This window comes from Prevotella sp. LMAG:51 (genome assembly GCF_008680225.1).
Taxonomy (GTDB): Bacteria; Bacteroidota; Bacteroidia; order Bacteroidales; family Bacteroidaceae; genus Prevotella; species Prevotella pectinovora.
This window is the reverse complement of the sequence record NZ_NALQ01000015.1, coordinates 77879-102851: the sequence shown is the minus strand read 5'-3', so window position 1 is coordinate 102851 and position 24973 is coordinate 77879. Positions and strand designations below refer to the sequence as shown.

The following is a 24973-nucleotide window of genomic DNA, read 5'->3' as shown; positions in this document are numbered from 1 at the left end:
CCATAAAACCAACATTCTGCTTTTGTTACCCTCCCCCAATAAGACCCGGTTGGGGATTAGTGTCAAAATACTTATTCGTCCACCAGCACCACGGTGACTCCGCGGGCTGCCTGTGCACCGATTACAAGAGCCTGCTCGATGTCGGCGGTCTTTGACGGACCGCTGATGAACGTGCCGAAGTTGTACCGGTCATCCATCCCGATGCGGTCATAGGCATCGTGCATGTTGTTGACGATGTTCTTCCTGTTGAGCACTATTACGAGATACTCGGAGATGAAAAGCAATGCTTTCTCCTTCATCGTCTGCGGAATCCATATACAGCCGTTTTCGGCAACTCCCACCGTGCCTTGCACAATGGCTACATCGGTGCCGTTCAGATCGTTTGCCTCTGCCACGGTATCCGGATTACGAAGTTCTAAGGCTGTGGAATCATTGCCGCCTTTCAGTCCCTCCAGCGTTATTCCCTTTAGATTAGAGCAGAACACTTTAGCGTCAGGATAAGCTCTGCGCACCAGTTCATTGAGGTCGGCATCCTTCCGGACATCGTTGATGACATGGCCGCCTACCGTTTCGGTCATCCTGACGAACTGTTCAAAGGTGTCTTCGTATTCGATGCCTTTTATCTCCTCCTTTGGCATATCGTATTGAAAGTGCGTGTTCTGGCGCAACTTATTCAAAAAATCTTCTTTCTTCATACTTTTTTCAAATGAATCCTTCTTTTACTTCACTTTTCCTTCTTTCCACAGTTCATGGAATGATTTCTTTGCGAATTCAGGCATGGCGTGTCCGATACCCCATGCGTTGATGTTGCCGATGTTGGTGAGGCAGTCAGGAACGTAGTTGGCGAGCGGAGCGAATTTCAAGGCTGTTGTGTAGAGGGCAGGGCGGTCGAACAGATATTCCATACCTGCCGACATCGCCTTCTTCAGTTTGTCGGCTTTTCCCAGTTTCTCCAGACTCTGTCGCCATACGTATATCTGAGACCCCGGACCTACCTTCGACGGACACACATTGTCGCAAGAGAGACAGAGGGTGCATGCCGAAACGTTGTCGCTGTATTTCTTCGGGTCGCGCAGCATGCCGAGGTTCACACCCACGGGACCAGGGATGAAATACGTGTAGCTGTATCCTCCCGAACGTCGGTATACCGGACAAGTGTTGATGCAGGCACCGCAGCGCATACATTTCAGCGTCTGCCAATGTTCGGTGTCAGCCAACATGTCGCTCCTGCCGTTGTCCACGAGCACCACGTGCATCTCTCCTCCGGGACGTGCCTGGCGGAAGTGTGATGTGAAGGCTGTGGTGGGCTGTCCTGTGGCGCTGCGGCAGAGCAAGCGCTGGAAGACGGCAAGCGACTTGTAGTCGGGCACCAGTTTCTCGATTCCCATCGCCACTATATGCAGCTTAGGCATTGATGTTGTCATGTCGGCATTGCCCTCGTTGGTGCATACCACGCAGTCGCCGGTGGCAGCCACGCCGAAGTTGCATCCCGTCATGCCGGCTCCAGCCTGCATAAACTGGTCGCGCAGATGCAGACGGGCGCAATGGGTGAGATAAGTAGGGTCGTAGTTTCCTTTCTCCTTCGATATTCCCTTCTCCTCGAACATCCTGCCCACTTCCTCGCGTTTGAGGTGGATGGCAGGCATCACGATATGGCTCGGTTTCTGATGCAGGAGCTGGATGATGCGCTCGCCGAGGTCGGTCTCCACCACATCGATGCCGTGCTGCTCCAGATAGGGGTTCATTTCGCACTCTTCGGTGAGCATCGACTTCGACTTCACCATCTTCGTCACACCGTGGCTCTGCAGAATGGAAAGTACTGTCTCGTTGAACTCCGTGGCATCCTTCGCCCAATGCACCTTCACTCCGCGGCTCTCCAGAGAGTCGGAGAACTGCTCCAGATAATCCGCCAGATGGGTGATGGTGTGCTTCTTTATCTGCGAGGCATGCTCGCGCAGGTCTTCCCACTCAGGCAGTTGCTGTGCCATCTTGTCGCGCTTCTCTCTCACCGACCAGAAGGTGGCGTCGTGCCAACTGGTCTTCTCTGCATCCGCCACAAAGCGGGCGGCTCTCTTTGAATGTATTGTGCTCATAACCCTGCTGCTAATATCTGGACTACGTGAATGAATTTGATAGGCATCTTCTCTTTCTTGGCGATGCCAGCCATGTGCATGAGACACGAAGAGTCTGGCCCCGTCACGTATTCCGCCCCGGTGGCGATGTGCCTCTTTATCTTCTCTTCTCCCATACGTGTGGAAACGGCTGGCTCCTCGATGGAGAACATGCCGCCGAAGCCGCAGCACTCGTCCTTTCGCTCCGGCTCATGGATGGTGATGCCGTCGACGAGCTGCAAGAGGTCGATGATCTTGTTGAATGGCTTGACGTTGCACTCCGAGGGCGACGACAGGTTCAGCTCTCTCACTCCGTGGCAGCTGTTATGCACGCTGACAGGGTGGGGGAACTTTCCCGGCACCTCCTTCACCTTCAGCACGTCGTGGAGAAACTCCACTATATCCATGATTTTGCCTGAAGAGACACACTCGTGCTTGCCCTTCAGAATTTTGGGATAATAGACTTTCACGTATGCGGCGCACGATGCTGAAGGGGCGACGATGTAGTCATAGTCTTTGAAAAGTTCATCAAAAGACTCGATCACTTTCATCGACTTGTCCTGGAAACCGGCGTTTGCCATCGGTTGTCCACAGCATGTCTGCCGCTCAGGATACTCCACGTCAAGTCCGTAGTGCTTGAGCAACTTGTATGTGGCTACACCAGCCTCTGGATACAGGGCGTCCACATAGCAGGGGACGAATAATCCTACTCTCATAATGGTTATGTTGTTAATGTTAACCCGTAGGCGGAATTGTTTTTAGATGATTATATATTTGTCGAGTCCGTTACTCCGTTGATTCATAGGGATTTAGTGGCGTATATGCCATCCCGTGTCAGTCAGCGTTCGTAAGACTCTTATACAAAATTCTATAAAATACTTGAGATACACAAGAATTTTTCGTGAAATGTTATCAAGACACAACGAAAAATCCGGGAATGACAATATGTTTTTTTCCTGAAGAAAAGTGTCAAAGTATCATTTTCGGGGGTGCTGGATGTATCTAAAGTGCATCAGACGAACGAGTTAGGGGTAATGACACTTTTCTGGATTCTTTACAGAAAAGTATCATAGAAGTATCATAAAGTATCATCGGAGCTATTGTCCTGTCTGGTAAGACTTTTGCAAGCCCCATAAAAGGACAGTCATTTCTCTGGTTGGTCTTTGTTTCCAAATAGCCGACTCACAATCATCGGCAAGGATAACAAAAACTACAAGAATCGGGCACGGTGCTTGCCCATGTGGGGCAACGTGCTTTCTCACTTGGGGCACGGTGCTTGCCCCAAGTGGGCACGATCTGTGTCCAAACCGTGCCCAAAGTATTCATGAAATGACAACGTTGGTAGAGGGGATGCAAAAGCGTCTTATAAAAGACAAAAGACTGCAAGCAGTTTAAAATATCACATAAAACGGCCTAATGGTCGATTGGGGTTTATGTAAGTTGCGCTGATGACAACATTCTAAACCAATGTTTTGGAGGCTGTAAAATGACTTAAACCCAAATCGGTCATTAGGGCTTGCTTGTATTTTGCTTTTTTAGAAGAGTGGATTTTGTTTGGCTTTTAATGAGTAATAGCGAGCTATTGCGAATTAAAAACAAGCAAAAGACGCCTTATAAAAAGCAAAAGACTGCAAGCAGTTATTAAAATTATACATTGAACGGACTAATGACCGTTTTGGGTTAAATGGTCTTGTCAAAGTCGTCGAGAGCCTTGAAGAAAGCGTCGATGTTCTCCATCGGAGTGTGTGGCGGAGTGTCGCAGCCGCTGGAGAGAACGAAGTTGGGATACTGCTTCATTTCCTGCAGCAGTCGTGTTGTCGTCTCGTACATCTGTTCCGGTGTGCCCTCCTTGAACACCGATACGGGGTCGATGTTTCCCATGGCGAGAGCCGTCGGCGGCACATCCTTTATCACCTGCCGCATGTCGCACTTGTTGCCGAAATGGTAGGCTGCCGCTCCTGTAGCCACCATCGCCTTTGTGCAGTGGCCAGTGTTGCCGCAGTTGTGCAGCACGATGCTGAAGGAGTCGTCCTGCACCTGTCCTACGATATATCTGATGTAGTCGGAAGAGAAGCGCTTGCAGTCGTCGTCGGACATCAGTCCTGCCGCCGGTTCTGCCATCACCACTCCGTCGACGCCCGTCATCTTCAGCGCCTTGCAGTATTTCAGTATAAACTCCGTGCATTTTGCCAGCAGCGTGTGGGCAGCGTCGGGGTTCTGGTATATCAGCACCATAATCTCCGACATGTCGTAGAGTCTGCCGGCGAGCGAGAACGGACCGATACATCCGCCCAGCACCGGACGGTCGTTGATAGCCCTTGCCGAGAGCAGGTTCGCCTTGAGATATTCAGGCACTCTGGCAGCCTTCAGCGACGGCACCTTGAGAGCCTTTATGTCATCGGCATCGTTCAGCAGATGGCCGATAACGGCAGGCACGGCATCCTCGGTGAAGTGTACGTCCGCTCCGAAAGCCTCCGCCTCCACGGTGAGGTCCATGATTACGGTGGCTGCCGCCGTAGGGTATCTGCCGGCGAGAGCCTTGATAGCCTCGAAGTGGGTCTGTCCGTCGCAGCAAGCCTCCCTCACGCTCTTCCCCGTCAGTTCTATGCCGGGATGCGTCATCACGGGCACGGCGACGGTCTTATGATTCTGGATAACGCCCGTTATCCATTCTTTCATGGAAATGTTCATAATATTGTGGTCTCCTTTTTATATACGTTTCTCAATATCATGACGCGTTTTTGCATGAAGTGTAATCATTGCCCCCGAATAGGCATTATGAGCTATCCGGGGTTGCCCCGAATAGATAACAGAATTCGGGTTTATTTTCTCTGTTCTTCGAGGATTCCCATCAGTTCGTCCATCGTGTTTGCACGTAGCATGGCGATGCGGGTCTGGCGGAAGTTTGGTATTCCCTTGAATATCGGACTTGCGGCGAGGTGGCGCCTTGTGTGCAGTATGCCGCGGTATTCGTCGATGCGTTCCACATTGATGCGCAGCTGCTCTTCGAGCACGTCGAGCATCCAGTTGAAGGTCATCTCGGGGTCTGGCTCCTTGCCGTCGAGATAGTCACGTATCTCCTTGAATATCCATGGGCGTCCGAAGGTGGCTCGCCCTATCATCACGGCGTCAACGCCATATTCCTCGAAAGCCCGTTTCGTTTCCTCCGGTGATGTGATGTCGCCGTTGCCGATGATGGGGATGTTGATTCGCGGGTTCTTCTTCACTTCGCCAATCAGAGTCCAGTCGGCAGAACCTGTATACATCTGTGCCCTCGTCCTTCCGTGTATGGTGAGAGCCTGTATGCCGCAGTCCTGCAGCTGTTCGGCGAGGTCGCAGATGATGAGGTTGTCGTTGCTCCATCCCAGTCGCGTCTTCACTGTGACGGGAGTGCTCACCGCCTTCACCACGTTTTTCGTGATGTCGAGCAGCAGCGGCACGTTCTGCAGCATGCCGGCTCCGGCACCTTTTCCAGCCACCTTCTTCACGGGGCAGCCGAAGTTGATGTCTATCACGTCGGGATGTGCCTGGTCTTCCACAATCTTTGCCGCCTCTACCATCGACTCCACGTCGCGTCCGTAAATCTGAATGCCCACGGGGCGCTCCTCATCGCTGATGGTGAGTTTGTTGACGGTGCTTTTCACCGATCTTACGAGAGCCTCTGCGCTCACGAACTCGGTGTATACCATAGATGCCCCGTATCTCTTGCAGAGCATTCGGAATCCGATGTCGGTGACATCTTCCATCGGTGCGAGAAACAGAGGGTGATCTCCAAATTGTATGTTTCCTATTTTCATTGTCTACTTGTCTACTTTACTCCTTGTCAACTCGTCTCCTTGTCAACTCGTCTCCTTGTCAACTAATCAAATGATACATTCCTCCAGCCAGTGCCTTTACCATTCCCTTCATCTCCAGTTCGAAGAGAAGGGCGGTGAGCCTGTTTATAGGCAATCCCGTGGATACCGTAAGCACGTTCATCTGCTGGTCGTTGTTCTTGGCGAGAGCGTCGATTATTGTCTTTGCGTCGCCTTCCACTTCGGGGAAGAGACTCCTCTCTATACCGTTCTTCTGGGCTGTGGCGAGCTGTGCGTCAGTCTCCCATCCCATGTCGCTGACGAATGATTCCGCCGATATTACCATCTGTGCTGACCGGTTGCGGATAATCTTGTTGCATCCTTCAGAGAGGCTGTCGCCAATTCTGCCGGGGAATGCGAAAACGTCGCGGTTGTATGAGTTTGCCAGCGAGCAAGTGATGAGTCCTCCGCCCTTTGCAGCGCTCTCCACGAGTATGGTGGCGTCTGACATGCCTGCCACGATGCGGTTGCGCCTCACGAAGTTCACTTTGTCGGCATTGGTATTCGTGAAATGCTCCGTCAGGAGTCCACCGCATCCCACCATCCTGTCTGCCGTCTCCCTGTGGCGTGGCGGATACAGGTTGTCGAGTCCGTGGGCAAGCACTCCCACAGTGGGTATGCCGTTTTCCAGCGAGTGTCTGTGCGCCATGATGTCCACACCGTATGCCAGTCCGCTGGCAATGAGGATTTCGGGACACATCACCTTGATGTCTGCAATGAACTTACGTATGCAGTCGTCGGCATACTGTGTGGCGTGGCGTGTTCCCACGATGTTGATCACCCGTTTGGCATTGAGGTCGGCATTGCCTTTATAGAAGAGTACGAGCGGTGCGTCGTTGCACTCTTTCAGCCGCTGCGGATAGTCGTCGTCGGATATCAGCAGTACCTGTATGCCGTGGGCAGCCGCATATTCCAGTTCCTCCTCCGCTCTCTGCTGCAGTGGGGCGATGTCTTTAAGCGAGTTGGCGAGACGCTTCGGACAGTCGGGCACGATGTCGAGTATGTTGTCATGATGGTCGGCAATGTTTGTGAACGAACCTGCCCTGTGGAGCAGTTCCCTCATCGCCGGGATATTGTAGAATCCCATTCTCGACAGCGTCAGGGCATTGAGTCTTTCTTGCTGTGCTGTATCCATCCGAATCGTCTTATTTGTTTATATATTCCTTGAAGGCATCGTCGTATTCGGGACTGTTGGCGAGTCTGCCGTCAACGATGCAGACCAGGTCAATCACTCCCTTGAAGCATATCTTGTTGTCCGACGCACGGTAGATGTCCTGATGGAACACGTATTTTATTCCCTCCTTGGTGAGGTTCAGACGGGAGAAGAACTCGTCGTCGCATCTGAGAGGAGTCTTGAACTGCAGGTTCATCCTTGCCACCACGGCGTCGATTCCTCTTCTGTGCATCTCTGCGAAGCTGAGTCCGCATTTCTGCAAGAACAGGTGTCTTGTGTGTTCGGCGTAGTGCAGGTAGTTGGCGTTGTTTACTATTCCCTCGATGTCGCATTCGTAGTCGCGCACCATCATCTTGGTCTCAAATATATAATCCATATTTGTTATGTTATGGTTTCTTATGATTAAACCCCAAACGGTCATTAGGCCGTTCCATTGTTTATTTATATACTGCTTGCCGTCTTTTGTCTTTTATAAGGCGTCTTTTGCTTGTTTTCAATTCGTAATAGCCCACTATTACTCATTAAAAGCCAAACAAAATCCACTCTTCTAAAAGAGCAAAATCCAGACAAGCCCTAATGACCGATTGGGTTAAAAAATCCCGTATTCATCGATAAAATTAGGTCTCGTTGTCTTACGTCTTTACCTTAAATCAGCAGACTTGCAATCTTACAAAAACTTAGATAAAGAATATCTGATATATGGCAAAGGTAAATATAAAAACTGAGATAAACACTCCTTTCGAGGAATTTATTGTGCAGGCAAGGCATTTTGCGGATTTAAAACGGACAAAAGGCATCTTGTAAAAAAGCTCTAAGAGGGACAAATTCGCCAAATATTTCCCTCAATGAGGGACGTTTTAAGCCAAAAGCGTCCCTCATTGAGGGATTTTTCGTATCTTTGCATTGTTATCAAACGTCTACAAGCTATGATAGAATTGAAACTTTATGAATACATGCGCGAATTGCTCAAGCAGACACCCACCACATTCGTGCGTTATAAGTATGACGATATCAGTTGGGATAGTCGTTTGGTGGGAATACTTGGTCCGCGAGGCATCGGCAAGTCTACAATGATATTGCAGCGTATAAAGAACACGCCCGAAAACCATAGCCTCTACATCACAGCCGACAACATGTACTTTGCCGACCATAAACTTTACGACCTTGCCGATAAGTTTGTGAAGGAGGGTGGTACGCATCTGTATATCGACGAGGTACACAAGTATAGCGGCTGGAGCAGAGAATTGAAACTGATGTATGATATGCACCCTTCGCTTCACATCGTCTTTACCGGTTCTTCGGTGCTCGATATATATCGTGGCGAGTCCGACCTCAGCCGTCGAGCCTTGCTCTATTTCATGTACGGCTTGTCATTCAGAGAGTATCTGTCTTTCTTCCATGGCATAGAGAGTCCGGTTTACACTCTCGACGACATCCTCAGCAACCGCGCAGTGCTTGATGCCGTAGAACATCCGCTGCCACTCTTCCGCGACTATATGAGTCGTGGCTATTATCCCTTCTCCGTCCAGGGCGATTTCCCGATGCGTATGGAGCAAGTGGTGACGCAGACTATAGAAGTGGACATACCGCAGTATGCCGATATGAAAGCCTCTACAGCCCGTAAGCTGAAGCAGCTGCTTGCCATCCTCTCGCACCTGGCTCCATACAAGCCCGTAGCAGACAGTCTGGCGTCGGAGATAGGCGCAAGCAAGAACAGCATACCCGATTATCTGGCTTATCTTGAGAAGTCGGGTATGATAGGACTGTTGCGCGACGACACTTCGGGCATACGCAATCTTGGAAAGATAAAGAAGGTATATATTGACAATCCGAGTCTGATGACGGTTCTTGCCGGTGGTACGCCCGATATAGGCAATCTGCGCGAGACATTCTTCTACAATCAGATGCGTGTGCGCAATGCGGTGACAGCCTCACGTCAGTCCGATTTCGTCATTGGCAAGTACACCTTTGAGATTGGCGGACGCAAGAAGGGCAAACAGCAGATAGAAGGTTTGGACAATGGCTATATCGTGAAGGACGATATAGAAACAGGCTTCGGCAATATCATTCCGCTGTGGTGCTTCGGATTGAACTATTAAACCCAAAACGGTCATTAGGACGTTTACTTTATTTTTTTATGACTGCTTGCAGTCTTTTGCTTTTTATAAGGCGTCTTTTGTCCGTTTTTAATTCGCAATAGCTCGCTATTACTCATTAAAAGCCAAACAAAATCCACTCTTCTAAAAAAACAAAATCCAAGCAAGCCCTAATGGCCGATTTGGGTTAAAGCCAAACAAAATCCACTCTTCTAAAAAGCAAAATCCAAGCAAGCCCTAACGACCGATTTTGGTTTAAGATTGGGCACGGTGCTTGCCCCGGATGGGCAGATTTGCTGTCAGACGTCTGCCCAATAAGTTCGTATTGTAATACTAATATTCCTGTTTTCAGAATTCTGCCAACGTATGCAATTCCTCTCATCTGAAAATTCCTCTCATCAGCAAACCATCCAGACAATTGGCTGACAATCGCCAGGTAGTCAACTATCTGTCTGTCAGTATATTACAACAAAAAACCAGACAGTCTGACAGTTTTTCAGAAATTCTTGTTTTTACTAAGAATCAGCGATATGGGCAACTTTTACTCATATCTATAACCATAGCACGCTCTCGTTTCCCATGTTGAAGAGCAGGTCGATAATACTCATGTTAGGCAGGAAGCCGTGGCGCTGTTCATACACCTGATAATAGCGCCGTGGTTCGAAGTCGGGGTCTGGCAACGGATGCTTGGGCCGGATAGCGTCGCGGAAGTCCGCGATGCCGAGGTCGCAAGCTTCCTCTCTGCTGATATAATGGTCTGTGAGCGAAATGTTCGGTTCTATGTCGAGCAGTTCGCACATCTTCCGGCAGATGTCCATGTTGAAGGAATACAGGTCAGTCCATTTCCCGGTGAAGAACGGTTTGATGTCGTCGGCATAGTATTCGAAGAAAGGCGACTCACCGTATGCGCTCTTCAATGCGTTCCAGTGTACGTGGCGCCAGTTGCCGTGGTCGCTGATTATGGTGGAGTTCACCGTCGTCGGCATCCCCTCATCGCCTTTGTCCTTGTTGCCGGGCGATGTTGGCAAACTGAGAGCCTGGCTCCCGTTAGCCGTCGCTATTATGCAGCGGTTGCGGTAGGTCTGCTTCACGAAACTGTCGTGCTGCTCGATTAATATGCTGTCATAGCGGTTGAGCTTCTGATACCACTGTATGGGTCCGAAGTATGTTGAAGATAATAAAGCTGTCATTCAGGGTGAGTTTTGTGGATGAGCGGGATGACTCCGTTATAGCGGCATCAGCCATCTGGCGTTTCTGAAGCTGCCGAAGAACGACTCGCTGTTGCCTCTGGAATAAACCACCATGACGATGCGTCCTATGATGTGGTCTTCGGGCACGAAACCGTAATATCTGCTGTCCGGCGTTGTGTCGCCGTCGACAGAACTCATCCAATAATAGTTTCTTGAGAAATAGGCGTAGCGTGTCGCCTTTCCGTCCACGATGAGTTTCCCGTCCTTGATGTCCGCCTTCCGTCCCTCGTGGATACGGTAGGTGTTGCAGAGGAGTTTTATGTTCCATGGCTTCACTTCCACCATGCGGCATCTCTTCGGCGGAATGATGGGGTGGTGGTCAATGTATGTGGTGTCGCCCGGTCCTGCCATGCAGAAAGCGGCGTGAACGCTTCTGTTCGTCACGGTGTGCATGGTGTCGAGCGGATAGTTGAAAGCCACGAGCTCGCCTTTGCCCACCGGCTTGCGGAACCACCGGCTGTATGGGAATGTCTTGTCGCTGCCCGTCCTCAGTCCATAGCTCCATCTGTTCACCAGCACACGGTCGCCATCGACGAGCCATGGCTTTATGCCCGTCTTGGGGACTATATAGATGGTGAATGCCACGCAGCGGAAGAGAATCATGAGCAGTCCCGCAATGATGATGGCGATTATGAACTTTATGGCGTTTCTCATCTGTTTCCTTGAGTTGCCGCCGGTGGGAGAGGGTGTGTCTCCCGCCGGCGGTCTTCTCTCTGTATGTATGGGATTTTATTCCGTCAACGTGTTATTTTATGTTGTCAACGAATCTGAAGAGTCTGCTCCATCTTATTCCGGAGAATCCTCTGTGGTCAGGGTCGCTCGACCACCAGATGAATATTGGCTTGCCCACGATGTGGTCTTCAGGCACGAATCCCCAGTAGCGTGAGTCGGCAGAGTTGTGGCGGTTGTCGCCCATCATCCAGTAGTAGTCCATCTTGAACGTGTAGCGGTCGGTCTGTTTTCCGTTGATGTATATCTTGCCGCCCTTCACTTCGAGCTTGTTGTGCTCATAGGCACGTATCGGGCGCTCATAGATGGCGATGTTGTTCATGTCGAGCTTTACCGTAGCTCCCTTCTTCGGAATCCAGATTGGTCCGTAGTTGTCGCGTGTCCATCCTGTCACGGCGTCGAGCGGATACAGGATGTCGTTCTTCATCTCAGGTGCCAGCTTGATGCTCTTCACCAATGTCTTGTTGGCGGCGAGTGCCTTTGCTGCACGCTTTGTAAGCGGCATGTATCCGTTGGAGTTGAGGCTTCCGAGATCTTCCATGCTGATGCCGAGTTCCTTCATCAGGTCGTCGCTGATAGGCTGGTTGAGCTGCACGTTATATGTATACTGCACATTCTCCGGCTCCTTGTTCGGCTTGCCGTTGAGGTAAACGATGCGGTTCTTTATCTGCAGAGTCATTCCAGGCAGTCCCACGCAGCGCTTCACGTAGTTCTCGCGGCGGTCGGTGGGCCGGCTGATGATGTTTCCGAACTGCTGTGGCGATGCAGCCACATAGTCGTGTCCTGTCTTGTATACCTTCTGGAAATAGTCGTATTTCTGCTGGGGCGTCATCTTGCTCAGGTCCACATACTGGTTTGCGAGCAGCTGGTAGCCTGTGGCATAGCAGATGTCTCGGTAGAAGTCGGCGTTGGGATAGTTTTCCACCAGGGTGTCGCCGGCAGGATAGTTGAACACCACGATGTCGTTGAGCTGCACGTTGCCCAGTCCTTTGACGCGTCGGTATTCCCAGTGTGGCCATTCTATGTACGACTTTGTGTTTATCACCGGCAGCGTGTGTTGCGTGAGCGGCATGGTGAGCGGAGTCTCCGGGATGCGGGGTCCGTAGCTCACTTTGCTCACGAAGAGGTAGTCGCCGGTGAGGAGTGATTTCTCAAGTGAAGATGATGGGATGACATAGTTCTGGAAGAAGAACTGGTTGATGAAATACACTGCCACGAGTGCGAACACCAGTGCGTCAACCCACGACATTATGAATCTTGTGGGGCCTTCGGCGTCTTTCCACCATTGCCATTTTATTTTCTTCGTTATGTAAACGTCAAAGATGAATGGCACTACGACGAGTCCCAGCCAACTCTTTACCCACACGAGGAACAACAGGTACAGCACGGTCACGCCGATGAACTTAGCCCATTGCACTTTCATGTTCAGCTTTGCTTTTTCCTTGTCAATCATTTTCTTGTCAATTATCAGGATTTATCTTTTTTCTGTTGATTCAATTATCCGGAGTATCAGGATTCGCCTTTCTGTTGATACTATTATCCCGATTCGTGTCCGGTCTATGACAGGCCATTAGAGTCCTGTCTTCGTCTTTCTTTTCCGCCGGCGGTTCAGAATTTGAACATGTCGCTTATCGTCAGCAGTCCGCTGTGGTCCTTGGTATATTCTGCTGCGAGCACCGCTCCCATGGCGAATCCCTTGCGCGAGTGGGCGTCGTGGGTTATGGTGATGCAGTCGGCGTCGCTGTCGTAAACCACGGAGTGGATTCCCGGCACCTCGTCGCGGCGGATGCTCTCTATGGCGAGCTGGTCTGCAGCCACATCGTTGCTGCCCTCCACGCTGCCGTCGGCAAGCCTCTGCACACCCTTCACCCATTCCTTCTTGCGGTCAACGTCGCTGATTATCTCTTCAGCCAGTGTGATGGCGGTGCCGCTCGGAGCGTCGAGCTTGTGGATATGGTGAGTCTCCTCCATGCGCACGTCATACTGCGGGAATCCGTTCATTATCTTGGCGAGATACCTGTTCACGGCAGAGAAAATCGCCACGCCGACAGAGAAGTTTGATGCCCAGAACAGTGTCTGTCCGCCCTCGGCAGAACACATCCTCCTCACGTCGTCGCCATGTTCCTTCATCCATCCCGTAGAGCCCGACACCACCTTCACGTTGTGTCTGAAAGCCTTGAGGTAGTTGCCGTATGCCGCTGTAGGGTTAGTGAATTCTATTGCCACGTCGGCACTTTTGAACGCCTCGCTGTCGAAATCCTGCTGGTTGTCAACGTCGATGACGCAAACTATTTCGTGACCACGGTCTTTGGCTATCTGTTCTATCATCCTGCCCATTTTTCCGTAGCCGATCAATGCTATTTTCATAAGAAATGCTTTGTATTTGTTTAATTAATGTTGCTTTTAACGTGCAAATATAATGATTTTACTTTTCCCTCGGTCCTTTTTCCGCTTAAATTTCCATAATGCGCAACGTTTTGTGGCTTCTCGTGGCGTTTTTTATGGTATATATTGGAATGAAAAGTAGTCTAAATTATTCGTTTTAACGCTGAAATCTTGCAAGTTAAAGGTTTTTAGCGTACCTTTGCCCCGGTATATTATATCCATACGCCAATTGACAGCCACGCTTGTGATGGCCTGTACTTGCAGATGGGTAAGTTTTTGTAACACAAAGGCGTGGCGCATGATGCCACGTGAACTATTATTTTAGTCTTGATGAAATATTCTATTTATTTCCTTTCAGCAATCGGAGCTTGCACTATGCTGACCTCTTGTTTTAAGGATGAGGCCCCGAATGCCGAATGTGATATACAGAAGGCGTTTGTCGTGATGGACAACTGGGACGCGGTCTTCAACAACCAGACCGACGCCAGTATCGACGTGCCTTCAAACACCTCGCAGATCTCCTTTGAGGTGAAAGACAATGCCAATATCAGCAAGATGTCGCCGCAGTTCCAGCTCACACCCGGCGCCACCATCAGTCCGGCAAGCGGTACGGAACTCGATTTCTCCAACAATGCCAGACACAAATACACCGTGACATCCGAAGACGGTGCGTGGACAAGGGAATATTACGTGGGCTTCGGTTCCAAGCTGCTGCCGCTGAAGTACAGCTTTGAGAACATCGACTTCTTCATCGACAGAGACGGCACGGAGAAATACCATCAGTGGTATGACTACAGCCGTGGCAGCGACAGCAAGATATACCGCGATTGGGCAACCGGTAACGGCGGATTCAAGCTCAGTATGGGCAAGGCACCCTATGAGGATTATCCCACGGTGAGCGTAGAAGGCGGAGTGAGAGGCAGATGCGTGAAGCTTACCACACGCAGCACGGGACCTTTCGGAGTGATGTCAAATATGCGCATCGCCGCCGGAAACCTCTTCATCGGAAAATTCGACACCAAGCCTGCTCTCACCAATACCATGGCGGCGACACGCTTCGGACTGCCGTTCGACAAGAAGCCGCTGCGATTAACGGGTTACTACAAGTATGCTCCCGGCGAGACATATCAGGACAAGGCAGGAAAGCCGGTAGAGGGAAAGACCGACCATGGCGACATCTATGCCGTGCTCTATCGCAACCACGACGACAACGGAGAGGCTTTCGTTCTCAACGGCAACGACGTGAAGACAAATCCATATATCGTGGCGCTGGCAGAAATCGGCGAGATAAACGCCACCAGCGAATGGACACCGTTTGACCTGCAGTTCAAATACACCGGTGTGGTAGACCCCGACCTGCTGCGTGCCAATGGATATAGCATTGCCATCGTGTGCACCTCGAGCTATGAGGGAGCCACCTTCCAGGGGGCAGTGGGCAGCACTCTCTATGTGGATGAGTTCGAACTCATCTGCGAGGACTGATGCCACGGCACCGCATGGCAGAAACCAACTCTTACGATAAACAAGAAGAAAGACAACAATGAAGAAGACAATATTATCACTGGCACTCCTTGCCGCATCGGCACTCTCAGTTCATGCCGGAGGAATACTCGATGACCTGAAATATGACCTCAGGGCAGGATACAATATCGGTGGAACGATGCCGATGGGAATGCCGGCCTCTATCCGTTCGCTCGATGCCTACAGACCGACGCTGAGCGTGATGCTGGGACTCGGCGTCTACAAGCCGCTGACAGACAAATGGGGACTGACCACAGGATTGAGACTCGAGAACAAGGGAATGGACATTGACGCCACGGTGAAGAACTACCACATGAGGATAGTGCGCGGCGGACAGGAACTCGAGGGTATGTTCACCGGAAAGAACCAGTCGGAGGCTGTGCAATGGATGCTCACCATGCCTCTACAGGCAACCTACCGCTTCAACGACAAGTGGCAGATCAAGGCTGGTCCCTATCTCTCTTATGTGCGCACCCGCACCTTCAAGGGAGCCGCCTATGACGGGTACCTCAGAGTGGGCGACCCTACGGGAGAGAAAGTGGAACTCGGCACCACTGACGGAAGCCGCGGAACCTATGACTTTTCCGACAGTATGCGCAAGCTGCAATGGGGAATGATGGTGGGAGCCGACTGGCATTTCCATCACTCCTGGGGAATATTCGTTGACCTCTCATGGGGCTTCACGGGGATATTCAAAGGCAATTTCGATACCATCGAGCAGACGATGTATCCGGTGTATGGCACTGTCGGCGTTTCGTATAGGATGAAATGACCTTGTACTTGTATTCAATCCGGCGGCGGCAACCTCTGCTGACAGATTCCTCCCCGATGGGCAGTCAGGATTCTGATGAATAGACAAGACAATTAAATAAAGGCAAAAATAAATTAGGAAAACATTAAATTAAAAACATTATCATTTTTATTATGAAGAAAATTTTTACTCTTATCGCCATGGCAATGATCGCCATGGGAGCAATGGCACAAGGAAACAACGAGAAAACTTATGAGGACAATATCGTAATCACCGTTGCCAATCTGGGTGAGCCTATCACAGACAGGGCTTCCATCACTATCACCGAGCAGGCAGAGGAAGGCAAATACACCATCAAGCTCAACCAGTTCAGCTTCCAGGGGATACTTATCGGCGACGTTACCATGACCGATGTTCAGGGCGACGACGACTCAGAGGGATTCACCAACTATGCCACCACACAGACAGCTACCATCACCAATGGCGCTGAAATCCAGGAGATGCTCGGCGGCAAGATCGACGTTACCGTGAAGGAAGGTTCACGCAGCAAGGGCGACAAGTTCTATGCTCTCATCAGCCTCACCGTGCCTGGCGTGGGTGACGTGGAAGCCGTATTCGGCGACAACAACTTCGGTACCGACGGCATCTCTGCCGGCACCATTGACCAGAATGCCAAGGTGGCTGCCGTATATACTCTCGGCGGACAGCGCGTGAACTCTATGGTGCGCGGCATCAACATCCTGAAGCTCACAAACGGCAAGACCGTGAAGGTGATGAACAAATAATGGAGAAATCATTTAATCGTTAAAAATAATACTACACATGAAAAAATTATTATCTTCATTCATCCTGGCTGCCGCAGCACTCACAGCACAGGCAACCGACTATGTGACCACGTTGGACATCAACGCCGGTTCCGGATCCAAGAAGTATCCTAAATCAACTGTTCAGGTTCAGCCAAACGGCGACGGCACATGCACCGTGACCATCAAGAACGTGAAATACGAGTATTATATGCAGGAGCAGCCAGTAGGAAACATCGTTATCGAGAACGTTCCTATGACAAACGCCGGCGTATATACCATCCTGCGCTCTGTTCAGGACATCGAAATCGTTGAAGGCGACGACACGAATATCAGCTGGCAGGGTCCTGGCTACACTGCCCTCAACGGCGGCAAGCTGCAGGCTTACTTCAACGGAGAAATCCGCGGCGGCAAGTTCTATGGCAACCTCATCATCGATACTTTCAAGGCTATCAGACGCTCGCTGAAGCTCACTCTCGGCGACGAAGACTATACCATCGGACAGATTCCTAACTCTGGCTTCGAGAAATTCCATACAGCCACAGCCGGTTCTGCAACAAGCCAGGAGCCAAACGCATGGCATTCGTTCATGACAGCTACCGGTACGCTGGCTTCAATGGTGAAGAGCGCTGTCCACACAAAGGAGAGCAACGAAACTCGTCCCGGAACTACAGGAAAGAAGAGTGTGCTCATCACAACAGGAAATGCTATTTTCGGACAGATTCCTAACGGAACAATCACTACAGGACAGATGAACGCAGGTGCTGCACAGGCTGCAAACACCGGCAACCACGCATTCCTCGATTTCAGCAACGAGGCTCTCGACGCCAACGGCGATCCGTTCTATGCTACTGTAGACGCCAAGCCGGACGCTATCAGCGTGTGGGTGAAGTTCCAGCAGGGCGGCGGCGACCTCGCCAAAGACTATCCTTATGCCACAATCAGTGCGGTGATCACCGACGGCAAGAAGTATCAGGATCCAGAGGCTGAGGGAACAGAATACAAAAATGTAGTGGCAAAGGCTCAGAACAAGACCATCGAGAGCAAGGACGAGTGGCAGAAGATCACAATTCCGTTCGACTATGATTCTTACATCGCCAACGGTGCCGACCCTAACGCTATCCTCGTGACCATCTCTACAAACGCTACTCCTGGTAAGGGAAGCGCTGACGACAAGCTCTATGTAGACGACGTGGAACTCGAGTACAGTTCACAGCTCAGCTCCATCAAGATTGACGGACAGGAAATCAACGGATTCGAACCTGGAACATACTACTACTCTAAGGTGCCTGCTTCAAAGAAGATGACTGTAGACATGATCGAGGTGACAGCCGGCGCCGGCGCTACTGTGACAAAGAGAGTAGAGCGTTCTTCTACCGACCCTAAGGCTTCTACGGCTACAATCACCGTGGTTTCTGCCGACAGCAAGAACATCACCCGCTACACTGTTGACATCAAGGAAGGAAAGGTGACCAACGGCATCTCTACAGTAGAGACCAAGATGGACCAGAACATCCACGCTACCAAGATCTACACCGTTAGCGGACAGCAGGTGAGCAAGATGCAGAGCGGCAACATATACGTTGTGAAGACTGCTGACGGCAAGATGGTGAAGGTGGTGAAGAAATAATGGCATAGCTTTTCACTGCATACATACACAAAGACAAGGCTCCGGGCATTCTACACAAAGGGAAGGCACGGAGCCTTTTCGTTTACTCAAGAATACATATTGATATGACATTGATACCCAACGGCGAGACCCTCTCGTTCATATCCATACACAAGACCGACGACGTGCGCCAGCTCGCCCTCAAGTCAAGACCCGATGGCGTTGACATGGCATACGCACTGGAACAGATTGCGGGATGGCAGGCGGCACGACGGAAACTGCCTTCATGGGCAGACACCGACGGACTGGTATTCCCGCCGCATCTATCCATGGAACAATGTTCGTCGGAGCCTACTGCCGTATACAAGCAGCGACTGGCTGAGCGTCTGGCTGACGGCAATGCAGAAAGACACGTAGACCTGACGGGAGGATTCGGAGTGGACTTCTCCTTCATGTCGAGAGGCTTCCGCCACAAGACGTATGTGGAGAGGCAGGAGAATCTCTGTAGGGTGGTGGCCCACAACATGCCGCTGCTCGGCGTGAAGGATGCGGAAATCGTTTGTGGCGACACCGAGGAATATCTCCTCAACATGCCCCATGCCACGACGATATTCATCGACCCGGCACGCCGCGACGACCATGGCGGACGTACCTTCGCCATCGCCGACTGCACACCGGATGTGGTGGCGCTCAAGGGTGAGCTTCTTGCTCATGCCGACTATGTGGTGGTGAAGCTGTCGCCGATGCTCGACTGGCACAAGGCGGTGGCAGACCTCGGCAATGTATCAGAGGTGCATATCATCTCCGTGAAGAACGAGTGCAAGGAACTCCTGCTCGTGCTCTCTGCTGGTGGCGGCAGACAGGGTGGTGCTCCGCTGCATGTATGTTGTGTTGACTGTCAGCAGCTGGCTGATGGCTCTTGGCACTATGTGTCAGAGGAATATACCGATGGCGGCGACACCTGTGCTCTGCTTCCATGCAGTTCTCCATCTGCCGTTTCCCCTTCAGCCCTTCTTCAGCCCGGATGTTGGATTTACGAGCCTAACGCATCAATAATGAAGGCAGGCTGTTTCGCCATGATTTCGGCGAGATACGGAATGCCGCAGGTGGCTCAAAACAGTCATCTGTTCCTTTCTGAAAGTCTCGTTGAGGCTTTCCCCGGCAGACGGTTCCAGGTGTGTGCCGTTACGGAACTCAACAAGAAGGCGTTGCGGCAGGCTCTCTCAGGCATTGCCAAGGCAAACGTCGCCGTGAGGAACTTCCCTCTCTCCGTGGCAGACCTGCGCAAGAAGCTGAAGATCAAAGACGGTGGCGACACGTATATCTTTGCCACCACGCTTGCCGACTCGCGCCATGTGCTGATAATAACGAAAAAGGCACCTGCCCAATAGGGCAAGCGCCTTCACTTAACCAACACCAACTATGTGGGTTTATGTAATCTAAAACATTCTCCTTTCTCTATGCTTTACTTCTCTCTCACGCCTTATTTGATTTCAATCTGACGTGCTGTCTTCTCCTCTGCCTTCACGAGCTTTGGAAGTTCTACGGTCAATACGCCATGGTTTACGCTGGCAGCGATTTTGTCTTTCTCCACATCGTCAGGAAGGAGCAATGTCTGCTCGTATTTGCTGTATGAGAATTCGCGACGCAGATAGTGGCTCTTCTTGTCCTCATCCTTCTTGTTGCTCTTGTTCTCAATCTTGATGTGCAGGTTACCGTCGTTGTCGATATTGACATTGAAGTCATCCTTTGTCAGTCCAGGAGCGGCGAGTTCCACTGTGTAGTCTTTCTCGCTTTCCTTAACGTTGATTGCCGGTGCCGTAGCACTTACACGTGGCATGAAGTCAGTATCGAAAAAGTCATTAAACTCTTCTGGCATCCAAAGATTTCTGTTCATTACTGGTAACATATCAAATACCTCCATTTTTATTTTAGTTTTTTATTTATCTGTTTTTTTCCGTTGATCTCTGCCTCTTTTCATCGGCTTTGACCAGCAGTCTTTTCATCGGCTTTCTCCTCTCGGCTTCAGGTTTCTTTCGAATCCTTCCGCCTTCGGTTTTCAGCCTTCGCTAATGGAGATGCAATTCCTGTGCCGCTTACATATTTTGTCATTATGACTATTGTGGCTTGACAAATCGTCAGAAAAGTTTAAAAATATTAACCGTTCTCTGACATTATGTCGCTGACTGCAGAATTCTAAACTGTGTTCTTTGGATTTTATCTATGACGTGGGGGGAAATTTGGATGATAATAAACCCAAATCGCTTTCTATGTTAATATCCAAATGTTTTGACCATTATTTTCAATTTATGCTGAGATTTTATATTCAGGGGTGAATGTTTGGCGATTTCTGACCATGGCTGTGACCAAATGTACAAGTTTGTTCTTGACATTGTTCAGTGCAACCTGCTTCTTCTTTCCTCGTTCTACGAGGCGCATGTAGTACCTCGCCATAATGGGATTGAAGTTGACGGCAGCTAGTGCCGCTTGCGTCAGCATGGCCTTTATCTGGCGGTTAGCCATATAATGTACATGCGGATCGGAATGCACACTGGTTCCCGAATCTTTGCCAAATGGAGCTAGGCCGTAATAGCAGGCAATCTTGCGTGAGTCGTAGTTGAAACGCCGGAAGTTGTCGGTGTACACCATCAGGCACACAGCGTTCTGCGTTCCTATGCCAGGCACCGAGGTCACGATGGTGAACCCCTCGGTGAGTTCCTCGTCCGACTTGATGAGATCGGCAATGCGCTTATCTATCTTCTCTATCTCCTTATTGAGTTCAGAGACGATGTGCCGTCCGCTCTGCGAAATCATTGTCTTGACTGGCGACTTCTCCATAGTGAGTCGCTTTTCGCCTCTACGCACCTGGAAACTGCATCTGTGTCTTACGATCATCTGACGGTATAGGAACAGCTCACGCAGTTGTGTAAGCGACTCGCTAAGAGGCTCGTACATAACGGCTTTATCGTAATTCCTCATGGCGTATTCTGCAATCATCGAGGCGTCAGCACGGTCAGACTTCAATCGTCTAAGACCAGATGCGTCTTTGATGCTCTTTGCGTTCTCAAGCCACATGTCGTAGCCTTTACCGTAGAGGAAGTTGCACAGTCCCTTGCTGTAGTCGCCCGTGTTCTCGCCACAGAAGAGCCACAAGGACGAGTCGATACCGCAGGAATTCTGCTCAACCCACTTGACCAACTGCCTATAGCCAGACACGGTTGTCTTGAACTCGTTGAACACTCTAGCAGCGGTTTCTGCCAGTCCGTCTGCAAAAAGGATAGCCACATCAACTTTTTCTTTCGAAAAATCAACTCCGATAAATAAATTCTTCATAACTTTGTACGAGTTATATTGTGTAGAATTGGTCAATAGTTGTATGGACTAACACTCTAACAAGGCTCAGAGCCGATAACTTTCTATCTGGTCTTTGCAACTATGTCGATGAGGACCTAAACGATTTATAGCTTTACGGCTGGGTCATTAGCTGGTTTACCTCTTCGACAGACCGATTCTACCTTTTTACAACAAAGGTACGAAACTGTCTTTAGCAATCATAGTTTTACCTTGATTATTTTGGAGTTTATGCGACTTCGTCGCAATCTTCTGCAAACTTAGAGGTCATTAGGCCGTTTAATGTATAATTTTAATAACTGCTTGCAGTCTTTTGCTTTTTATAAGGCGTCTTTTGCTTGTTTTTAATTCGCAATAGCCCGCTATTACTCATTAAAAGCCAAACAAAATCCACTCTTCTAAAAAACAAAATCCAGGCAAGCCCTAATGACCGATTTGGGATAAATAGGGCTTGCTATTAATTAGTGTTCACTGAATAATTACAACTATAAGATATTCAATTTTATTTTCTTCCCAAACGCCCTAATGGCCGATTCGGGTTAAATGACAACGTTTTTCTTGCATTAGAAAAATGAATATATTACTTTTGCAACGATATAACCCAAATCAGTCATTAGGACTGGAATCATACCATTGCAAATATACAGATATGAGAATAGGAATACTCGTGGGCAGCTTCGACCCCTATACCATAGGCCATGACTCGCTCGTGAAACGCGCTCTGCCGCTCTTCGACAAAATCGTGATAGGAGTGGGCTACAACGAACGCAAGAAATACATGCAGACCACGGAAACGCGCGTGGAAACAATACGCCAGATATACAAAGAGGAGGAGAAGATAGAGGTGAAGCAGTATAACGACCTCACCGTAGACTTCGCCCGCCGCGAGGGAGCGGAGTTCATCATAAAGGGAGTGAGAAGCGTGAAGGACTTCGAATATGAGCGTGAGCAGGCGGATATCAACCGGCAGCTAACGGGAATAGAGACGGTGCTCTTCTTTGCCGAAGCCGGAATGGAGAGCATCAGCTCGAGCGTGGTGAGGGAACTGACACACTTCGGAAAGGACGTGAAGCGATTCCTGCCCTGACAAAAACGGACAACAATAAATTTTCTGATTATGATTTCATACGATTCAGAGGGCATAGCAATGCCAAAGATAAAGAAGCGCGAGACGACGGCTTGGATTAAGGCTGTAGTGGCTTCATACAAGCGTCGGTTGGGCGACATAGGATATATGTTCGTTGACGACGAGAAGATTCTGGAGGTGAACCGCGAATATCTCGGTCACGACTACTATACGGATGTCATCACCTTCGACTACGACGAGGATGATGTGGTGAGCGGTGACATTGTGATATCGCTCGACACGGTGCGCTCGAATGCCGAACTCTTCGGCAAGGAATATGACGACGAGCTTCACCGCGTGATAATCCATGGCATCCTGCATCTCTGCGGCATCAACGACAAAGGTCCCGGCGAGCGCGAGATCATGGAAGCTGCCGAGAACAAGGCACTGGCGCTGCTGAAGGAAATGAAGCGTTGACAACCTGTATATCAAAGGATATGCAAAGAATTCCACAAAGAATATCATCAAGAATAGTTCCCGTGAGCAGTATCGCAACCATCAAAGTGATACTGCTCTTCGTCGTACTGTCGCTTATGACACCGGCAACCGCCCTCGCCCAAAAGAAGAAACAACGCAAGACATTCAGAGAAAAACTGCAGATTGCCGACAGTCTCAGACTCCAGCTCCGGCAGTCGGCTGACAGAGGCCAGATGCTGCGCTGGGCTGACTCCCTCTTCATTGACAGGGTGCTCCGCAGCAATATGGGCGAGAAGAAGAAACAACGACTGCTGAGACAATACCACAAGCGCCAGGCGCGCATGCAGCGCTACGACAGGCTCCTGTTCCGCGGCGACTCCCTCCTGGCTGCCAAATACAACAAGATAAAATATGACACGGCATACATCGCCCGTCCTGATGCACGGTGGACGGTGAAGCTTACTGGTGTGTTGTCGGGTGCCGACATGCAGACCGTGACGAAGACGGATGCTTTGGAGCGCCGTACTCATGTGATGGCAGACTGCCGGGGCACGTTCAGTGTGGCGGCGGCATATCGCGGACTGGGGCTCAGCCTCTCTGTGAATCCTGCCAAACTCGCCGGAAAGAACAAGGACTATGAGTTCAACCTCAATTCATACAGCAACCGCTATGGCTTTGATGTGGTGTATCTGTCGTCGAAGACCTTTCATGGCCACCGCTATGTTGATGGCAAGCGAGTGGACGTGGGTAGGGGACAGGTGTCGCAGAATGCCCTGAACCTCAATTTCTATTACGCCTTCAACAGTCGCCGCTTCTCATTCCCTGCCGCCTTCAGCCAGAGCTATGTGCAGAAGCGCAGCGCCGGCAGTTGGATGATAGGGGCGAGCTTCGACGGGTCGAAGACGGAGATGAAAGATATGACCATCCGTCTCAACGAGTTTGCCGTTGGTGGAGGATATGCCTATAACCTCGTTGTACACCGCCATTGGCTCTTCCATCTCTCCGCCCTGCCCACCGTCACCATATATTCCCATGACTACACCAAGACCCGGATTTCAGCCACCGGCGAGGAATCTGCCGCCGCGGCTGATGCCGCCATCAGCGATGGCGCTACAACCACCTCTGCCGCCTCTACCTCTCCGGACGTCTCTGCCGATGAATCAACAGATTCCTCTACCGGCTCATATACCTATCGTAACAGTATGGAGTATCATTTCCCTTCAGTCATCATCACCGGCCGTGCTGCCGTGGTATATTCCTGGCGCAACAAGTTTGCCGGAGCCACAGCGATATACAACTATTCCGTTGCCGGCGACGATGCCCACCTGCAGCTCCACAGAAATAAATGGCGGGTGAGAATGTTCTTCGGCTTCAGATTCTGATGGAGAAGCTTGTAATCAACAACAGATGACAATAGGAAACTATCCTTTAACAAAGATATACATCTGTGTTGTCTTTCAGAAATGCAGACTCCACCTTGCCAAAATTCTTTTTTTTGTCCTTCTTTTTTATTTCAACCTCTCTGCCGACCATAGCGAATATGTCGACTATAGGCTGAAAATATTGCGTAAATTCAAAATTATCGTTAGGAGCAAGAAGAGAAAAATCCAAATTCTCTGAGAAACGCTGCAATCCATGGAATATGCGCAGACAAGTTCCACCGTAGAAAGCAGCTTCGTTGAAAAAAACACCATTATAAAGACCTGCAAGAACAATCTGCTGGTTGACCTCAAAAATAGCATTCCGCTTTTGCTGTCCGTCGTTATGTCATAGCCCGAAAGCATTTCATTAAAAAC

22 protein-coding genes and 1 pseudogene are annotated in these 24973 nt (G+C 50.2%); 9 read left to right on the top strand and 14 right to left on the bottom strand.

Translation table 11 applies throughout. The annotated features are described in order from the left end of the window. Positions 1-71: 71 nt before the first annotated feature. The 7 genes from CCC32_RS04770 to CCC32_RS04740 form a co-directional block, all read right to left on the bottom strand. Complete coding sequence (locus CCC32_RS04770; protein ID WP_044072938.1) at positions 72-695, bottom strand: LutC/YkgG family protein; 624 nt, start codon at positions 693-695, stop codon at positions 72-74. 24 nt (positions 696-719) lie between these two features. Further along, entirely contained in the window at positions 720-2093 is a 1374-nt protein-coding gene (locus CCC32_RS04765) for a lactate utilization protein B (protein WP_287072666.1), read from the bottom strand. Then, positions 2090-2827, bottom strand: a complete 738-nt coding sequence (locus tag CCC32_RS04760; RefSeq protein WP_022317477.1) for a (Fe-S)-binding protein — start codon at positions 2825-2827, stop codon at positions 2090-2092. Before CCC32_RS04760 ends, CCC32_RS04765 begins: the two co-directional genes overlap by 4 nt. A 964-nt stretch (positions 2828-3791) precedes the next feature. Continuing rightward, positions 3792-4805: a uroporphyrinogen decarboxylase family protein gene (locus CCC32_RS04755; RefSeq protein ID WP_156145402.1), complete on the bottom strand. Its 1014-nt coding sequence runs from the start codon at positions 4803-4805 to the stop codon at positions 3792-3794. Between the two features lie 128 nt (positions 4806-4933). Next, positions 4934-5908, bottom strand: a complete 975-nt coding sequence (dusB, locus tag CCC32_RS04750; protein WP_044065649.1) for a tRNA dihydrouridine synthase DusB — start codon at positions 5906-5908, stop codon at positions 4934-4936. Between the two features lie 58 nt (positions 5909-5966). Continuing rightward, entirely contained in the window at positions 5967-7100 is a 1134-nt protein-coding gene (gene dprA, locus CCC32_RS04745; RefSeq protein WP_287072663.1) for a DNA-processing protein DprA, read from the bottom strand. Between the two features lie 10 nt (positions 7101-7110). Then, complete coding sequence (locus CCC32_RS04740; RefSeq protein WP_022317473.1) at positions 7111-7515, bottom strand: acyl-CoA thioesterase; 405 nt, start codon at positions 7513-7515, stop codon at positions 7111-7113. Positions 7516-8065: 550 nt separating this feature from the next. On the opposite strand from CCC32_RS04740, the gene CCC32_RS04735 reads away from it, so the two are divergent. Then, entirely contained in the window at positions 8066-9238 is a 1173-nt protein-coding gene (locus CCC32_RS04735) for an ATP-binding protein (RefSeq protein WP_197068922.1), read from the top strand. A 548-nt stretch (positions 9239-9786) separates the two neighbouring features. On the opposite strand, the gene CCC32_RS04730 is transcribed toward CCC32_RS04735, so the two are convergent. The 4 genes from CCC32_RS04730 to dapB form a co-directional block, all read right to left on the bottom strand. Beyond that, complete coding sequence (locus CCC32_RS04730; protein WP_022316105.1) at positions 9787-10425, bottom strand: WbqC family protein; 639 nt, start codon at positions 10423-10425, stop codon at positions 9787-9789. A gap of 36 nt (positions 10426-10461) precedes the next feature. Next, positions 10462-11139, bottom strand: coding sequence for a S26 family signal peptidase (locus tag CCC32_RS04725; protein WP_022316104.1), 678 nt, complete (start codon positions 11137-11139; stop codon positions 10462-10464). A gap of 91 nt (positions 11140-11230) precedes the next feature. Further along, positions 11231-12667, bottom strand: coding sequence for a signal peptidase I (gene lepB / locus CCC32_RS04720; RefSeq protein ID WP_022316103.1), 1437 nt, complete (start codon positions 12665-12667; stop codon positions 11231-11233). 155 nt (positions 12668-12822) lie between these two features. After that, positions 12823-13581 carry a 4-hydroxy-tetrahydrodipicolinate reductase gene (gene dapB / locus CCC32_RS04715; protein ID WP_022316102.1) on the bottom strand — a complete coding sequence of 253 codons (759 nt, stop codon included), beginning with the start codon at positions 13579-13581 and terminating at the stop codon, positions 12823-12825. 348 nt (positions 13582-13929) lie between these two features. On the opposite strand from dapB, the gene CCC32_RS04710 reads away from it, so the two are divergent. The 5 genes from CCC32_RS04710 to CCC32_RS04690 all read left to right on the top strand — a co-directional run bounded on the left by CCC32_RS04710 (position 13930) and on the right by CCC32_RS04690 (position 19674). Then, a complete protein-coding gene (locus CCC32_RS04710) occupies positions 13930-15081 on the top strand; it encodes a PCMD domain-containing protein (protein ID WP_044065644.1) in 1152 nt (383 codons plus the stop codon). A 58-nt stretch (positions 15082-15139) separates the two neighbouring features. Then, entirely contained in the window at positions 15140-15892 is a 753-nt protein-coding gene (locus CCC32_RS04705; RefSeq protein WP_044072931.1) for a porin family protein, read from the top strand. A gap of 152 nt (positions 15893-16044) precedes the next feature. Then, positions 16045-16656: a calycin-like domain-containing protein gene (locus tag CCC32_RS04700; RefSeq protein WP_044072930.1), complete on the top strand. Its 612-nt coding sequence runs from the start codon at positions 16045-16047 to the stop codon at positions 16654-16656. Positions 16657-16693: 37 nt separating this feature from the next. Beyond that, on the top strand, positions 16694-18304 hold the full coding sequence (locus CCC32_RS04695; RefSeq protein ID WP_044065641.1) for a PCMD domain-containing protein: 1611 nt from the start codon (positions 16694-16696) through the stop codon (positions 18302-18304). A gap of 104 nt (positions 18305-18408) precedes the next feature. Beyond that, the gene (locus CCC32_RS04690) at positions 18409-19674 is read left to right on the top strand and encodes a THUMP-like domain-containing protein (protein ID WP_287072655.1); all 1266 of its coding nucleotides are present in this window, start codon (positions 18409-18411) and stop codon (positions 19672-19674) included. Between the two features lie 92 nt (positions 19675-19766). On the opposite strand, the gene CCC32_RS04685 is transcribed toward CCC32_RS04690, so the two are convergent. Continuing rightward, positions 19767-20192 (bottom strand): Hsp20/alpha crystallin family protein, encoded by a 426-nt coding sequence (locus CCC32_RS04685; RefSeq protein ID WP_394358837.1) that lies wholly within the window; start codon positions 20190-20192, stop codon positions 19767-19769. Positions 20193-20590: 398 nt separating this feature from the next. After that, the gene (locus tag CCC32_RS04680) at positions 20591-21616 is read right to left on the bottom strand and encodes an IS110 family RNA-guided transposase (protein ID WP_287072653.1); all 1026 of its coding nucleotides are present in this window, start codon (positions 21614-21616) and stop codon (positions 20591-20593) included. A gap of 667 nt (positions 21617-22283) precedes the next feature. Here CCC32_RS04680 and coaD point away from each other — a divergent pair. From coaD to CCC32_RS04665, 3 genes are read left to right on the top strand one after another with little or no spacing between them, the layout of a single operon-like run. Further along, entirely contained in the window at positions 22284-22721 is a 438-nt protein-coding gene (coaD, locus tag CCC32_RS04675) for a pantetheine-phosphate adenylyltransferase (RefSeq protein WP_022317392.1), read from the top strand. A 30-nt stretch (positions 22722-22751) separates the two neighbouring features. Next, a complete protein-coding gene (gene ybeY, locus CCC32_RS04670) occupies positions 22752-23177 on the top strand; it encodes an rRNA maturation RNase YbeY (protein ID WP_022317391.1) in 426 nt (141 codons plus the stop codon). A 20-nt stretch (positions 23178-23197) separates the two neighbouring features. Further along, positions 23198-24559, top strand: a complete 1362-nt coding sequence (locus CCC32_RS04665) for a DUF4421 family protein (protein WP_287072650.1) — start codon at positions 23198-23200, stop codon at positions 24557-24559. Positions 24560-24614: 55 nt separating this feature from the next. Here the strand turns inward: CCC32_RS04665 and CCC32_RS04660 are convergent. After that, a pseudogene (locus CCC32_RS04660) lies at positions 24615-24961 on the bottom strand (nucleotidyl transferase AbiEii/AbiGii toxin family protein); the annotation flags it as partial. Positions 24962-24973: the final 12 nt, after the last annotated feature.

Excerpts from the sequence above, each read along its gene's own strand:
- CCC32_RS04770 (WP_044072938.1), bottom strand. The coding sequence starts at position 695 with ATGAAGAAAGAAGATTTTTTGAATAAGTTGCGCCAGAACACGCACTTT.
- CCC32_RS04765 (WP_287072666.1), bottom strand. The coding sequence starts at position 2,093 with ATGAGCACAATACATTCAAAGAGAGCCGCCCGCTTTGTGGCGGATGCA.
- CCC32_RS04760 (WP_022317477.1), bottom strand. The coding sequence starts at position 2,827 with ATGAGAGTAGGATTATTCGTCCCCTGCTATGTGGACGCCCTGTATCCA.
- dusB (WP_044065649.1), bottom strand. The coding sequence starts at position 5,908 with ATGAAAATAGGAAACATACAATTTGGAGATCACCCTCTGTTTCTCGCA.
- dprA (WP_287072663.1), bottom strand. The coding sequence starts at position 7,100 with ATGGATACAGCACAGCAAGAAAGACTCAATGCCCTGACGCTGTCGAGA.
- CCC32_RS04740 (WP_022317473.1), bottom strand. The coding sequence starts at position 7,515 with ATGGATTATATATTTGAGACCAAGATGATGGTGCGCGACTACGAATGC.
- CCC32_RS04735 (WP_197068922.1), top strand. The coding sequence starts at position 8,066 with ATGATAGAATTGAAACTTTATGAATACATGCGCGAATTGCTCAAGCAG.
- CCC32_RS04730 (WP_022316105.1), bottom strand. The coding sequence starts at position 10,425 with ATGACAGCTTTATTATCTTCAACATACTTCGGACCCATACAGTGGTAT.
- CCC32_RS04725 (WP_022316104.1), bottom strand. The coding sequence starts at position 11,139 with ATGAGAAACGCCATAAAGTTCATAATCGCCATCATCATTGCGGGACTG.
- lepB (WP_022316103.1), bottom strand. The coding sequence starts at position 12,667 with ATGATTGACAAGGAAAAAGCAAAGCTGAACATGAAAGTGCAATGGGCT.
- dapB (WP_022316102.1), bottom strand. The coding sequence starts at position 13,581 with ATGAAAATAGCATTGATCGGCTACGGAAAAATGGGCAGGATGATAGAA.
- CCC32_RS04710 (WP_044065644.1), top strand. The coding sequence starts at position 13,930 with ATGAAATATTCTATTTATTTCCTTTCAGCAATCGGAGCTTGCACTATG.
- CCC32_RS04705 (WP_044072931.1), top strand. The coding sequence starts at position 15,140 with ATGAAGAAGACAATATTATCACTGGCACTCCTTGCCGCATCGGCACTC.
- CCC32_RS04700 (WP_044072930.1), top strand. The coding sequence starts at position 16,045 with ATGAAGAAAATTTTTACTCTTATCGCCATGGCAATGATCGCCATGGGA.
- CCC32_RS04695 (WP_044065641.1), top strand. The coding sequence starts at position 16,694 with ATGAAAAAATTATTATCTTCATTCATCCTGGCTGCCGCAGCACTCACA.
- CCC32_RS04690 (WP_287072655.1), top strand. The coding sequence starts at position 18,409 with ATGACATTGATACCCAACGGCGAGACCCTCTCGTTCATATCCATACAC.
- CCC32_RS04685 (WP_394358837.1), bottom strand. The coding sequence starts at position 20,192 with ATGTTACCAGTAATGAACAGAAATCTTTGGATGCCAGAAGAGTTTAAT.
- CCC32_RS04680 (WP_287072653.1), bottom strand. The coding sequence starts at position 21,616 with ATGAAGAATTTATTTATCGGAGTTGATTTTTCGAAAGAAAAAGTTGAT.
- coaD (WP_022317392.1), top strand. The coding sequence starts at position 22,284 with ATGAGAATAGGAATACTCGTGGGCAGCTTCGACCCCTATACCATAGGC.
- ybeY (WP_022317391.1), top strand. The coding sequence starts at position 22,752 with ATGATTTCATACGATTCAGAGGGCATAGCAATGCCAAAGATAAAGAAG.
- CCC32_RS04665 (WP_287072650.1), top strand. The coding sequence starts at position 23,198 with ATGCAAAGAATTCCACAAAGAATATCATCAAGAATAGTTCCCGTGAGC.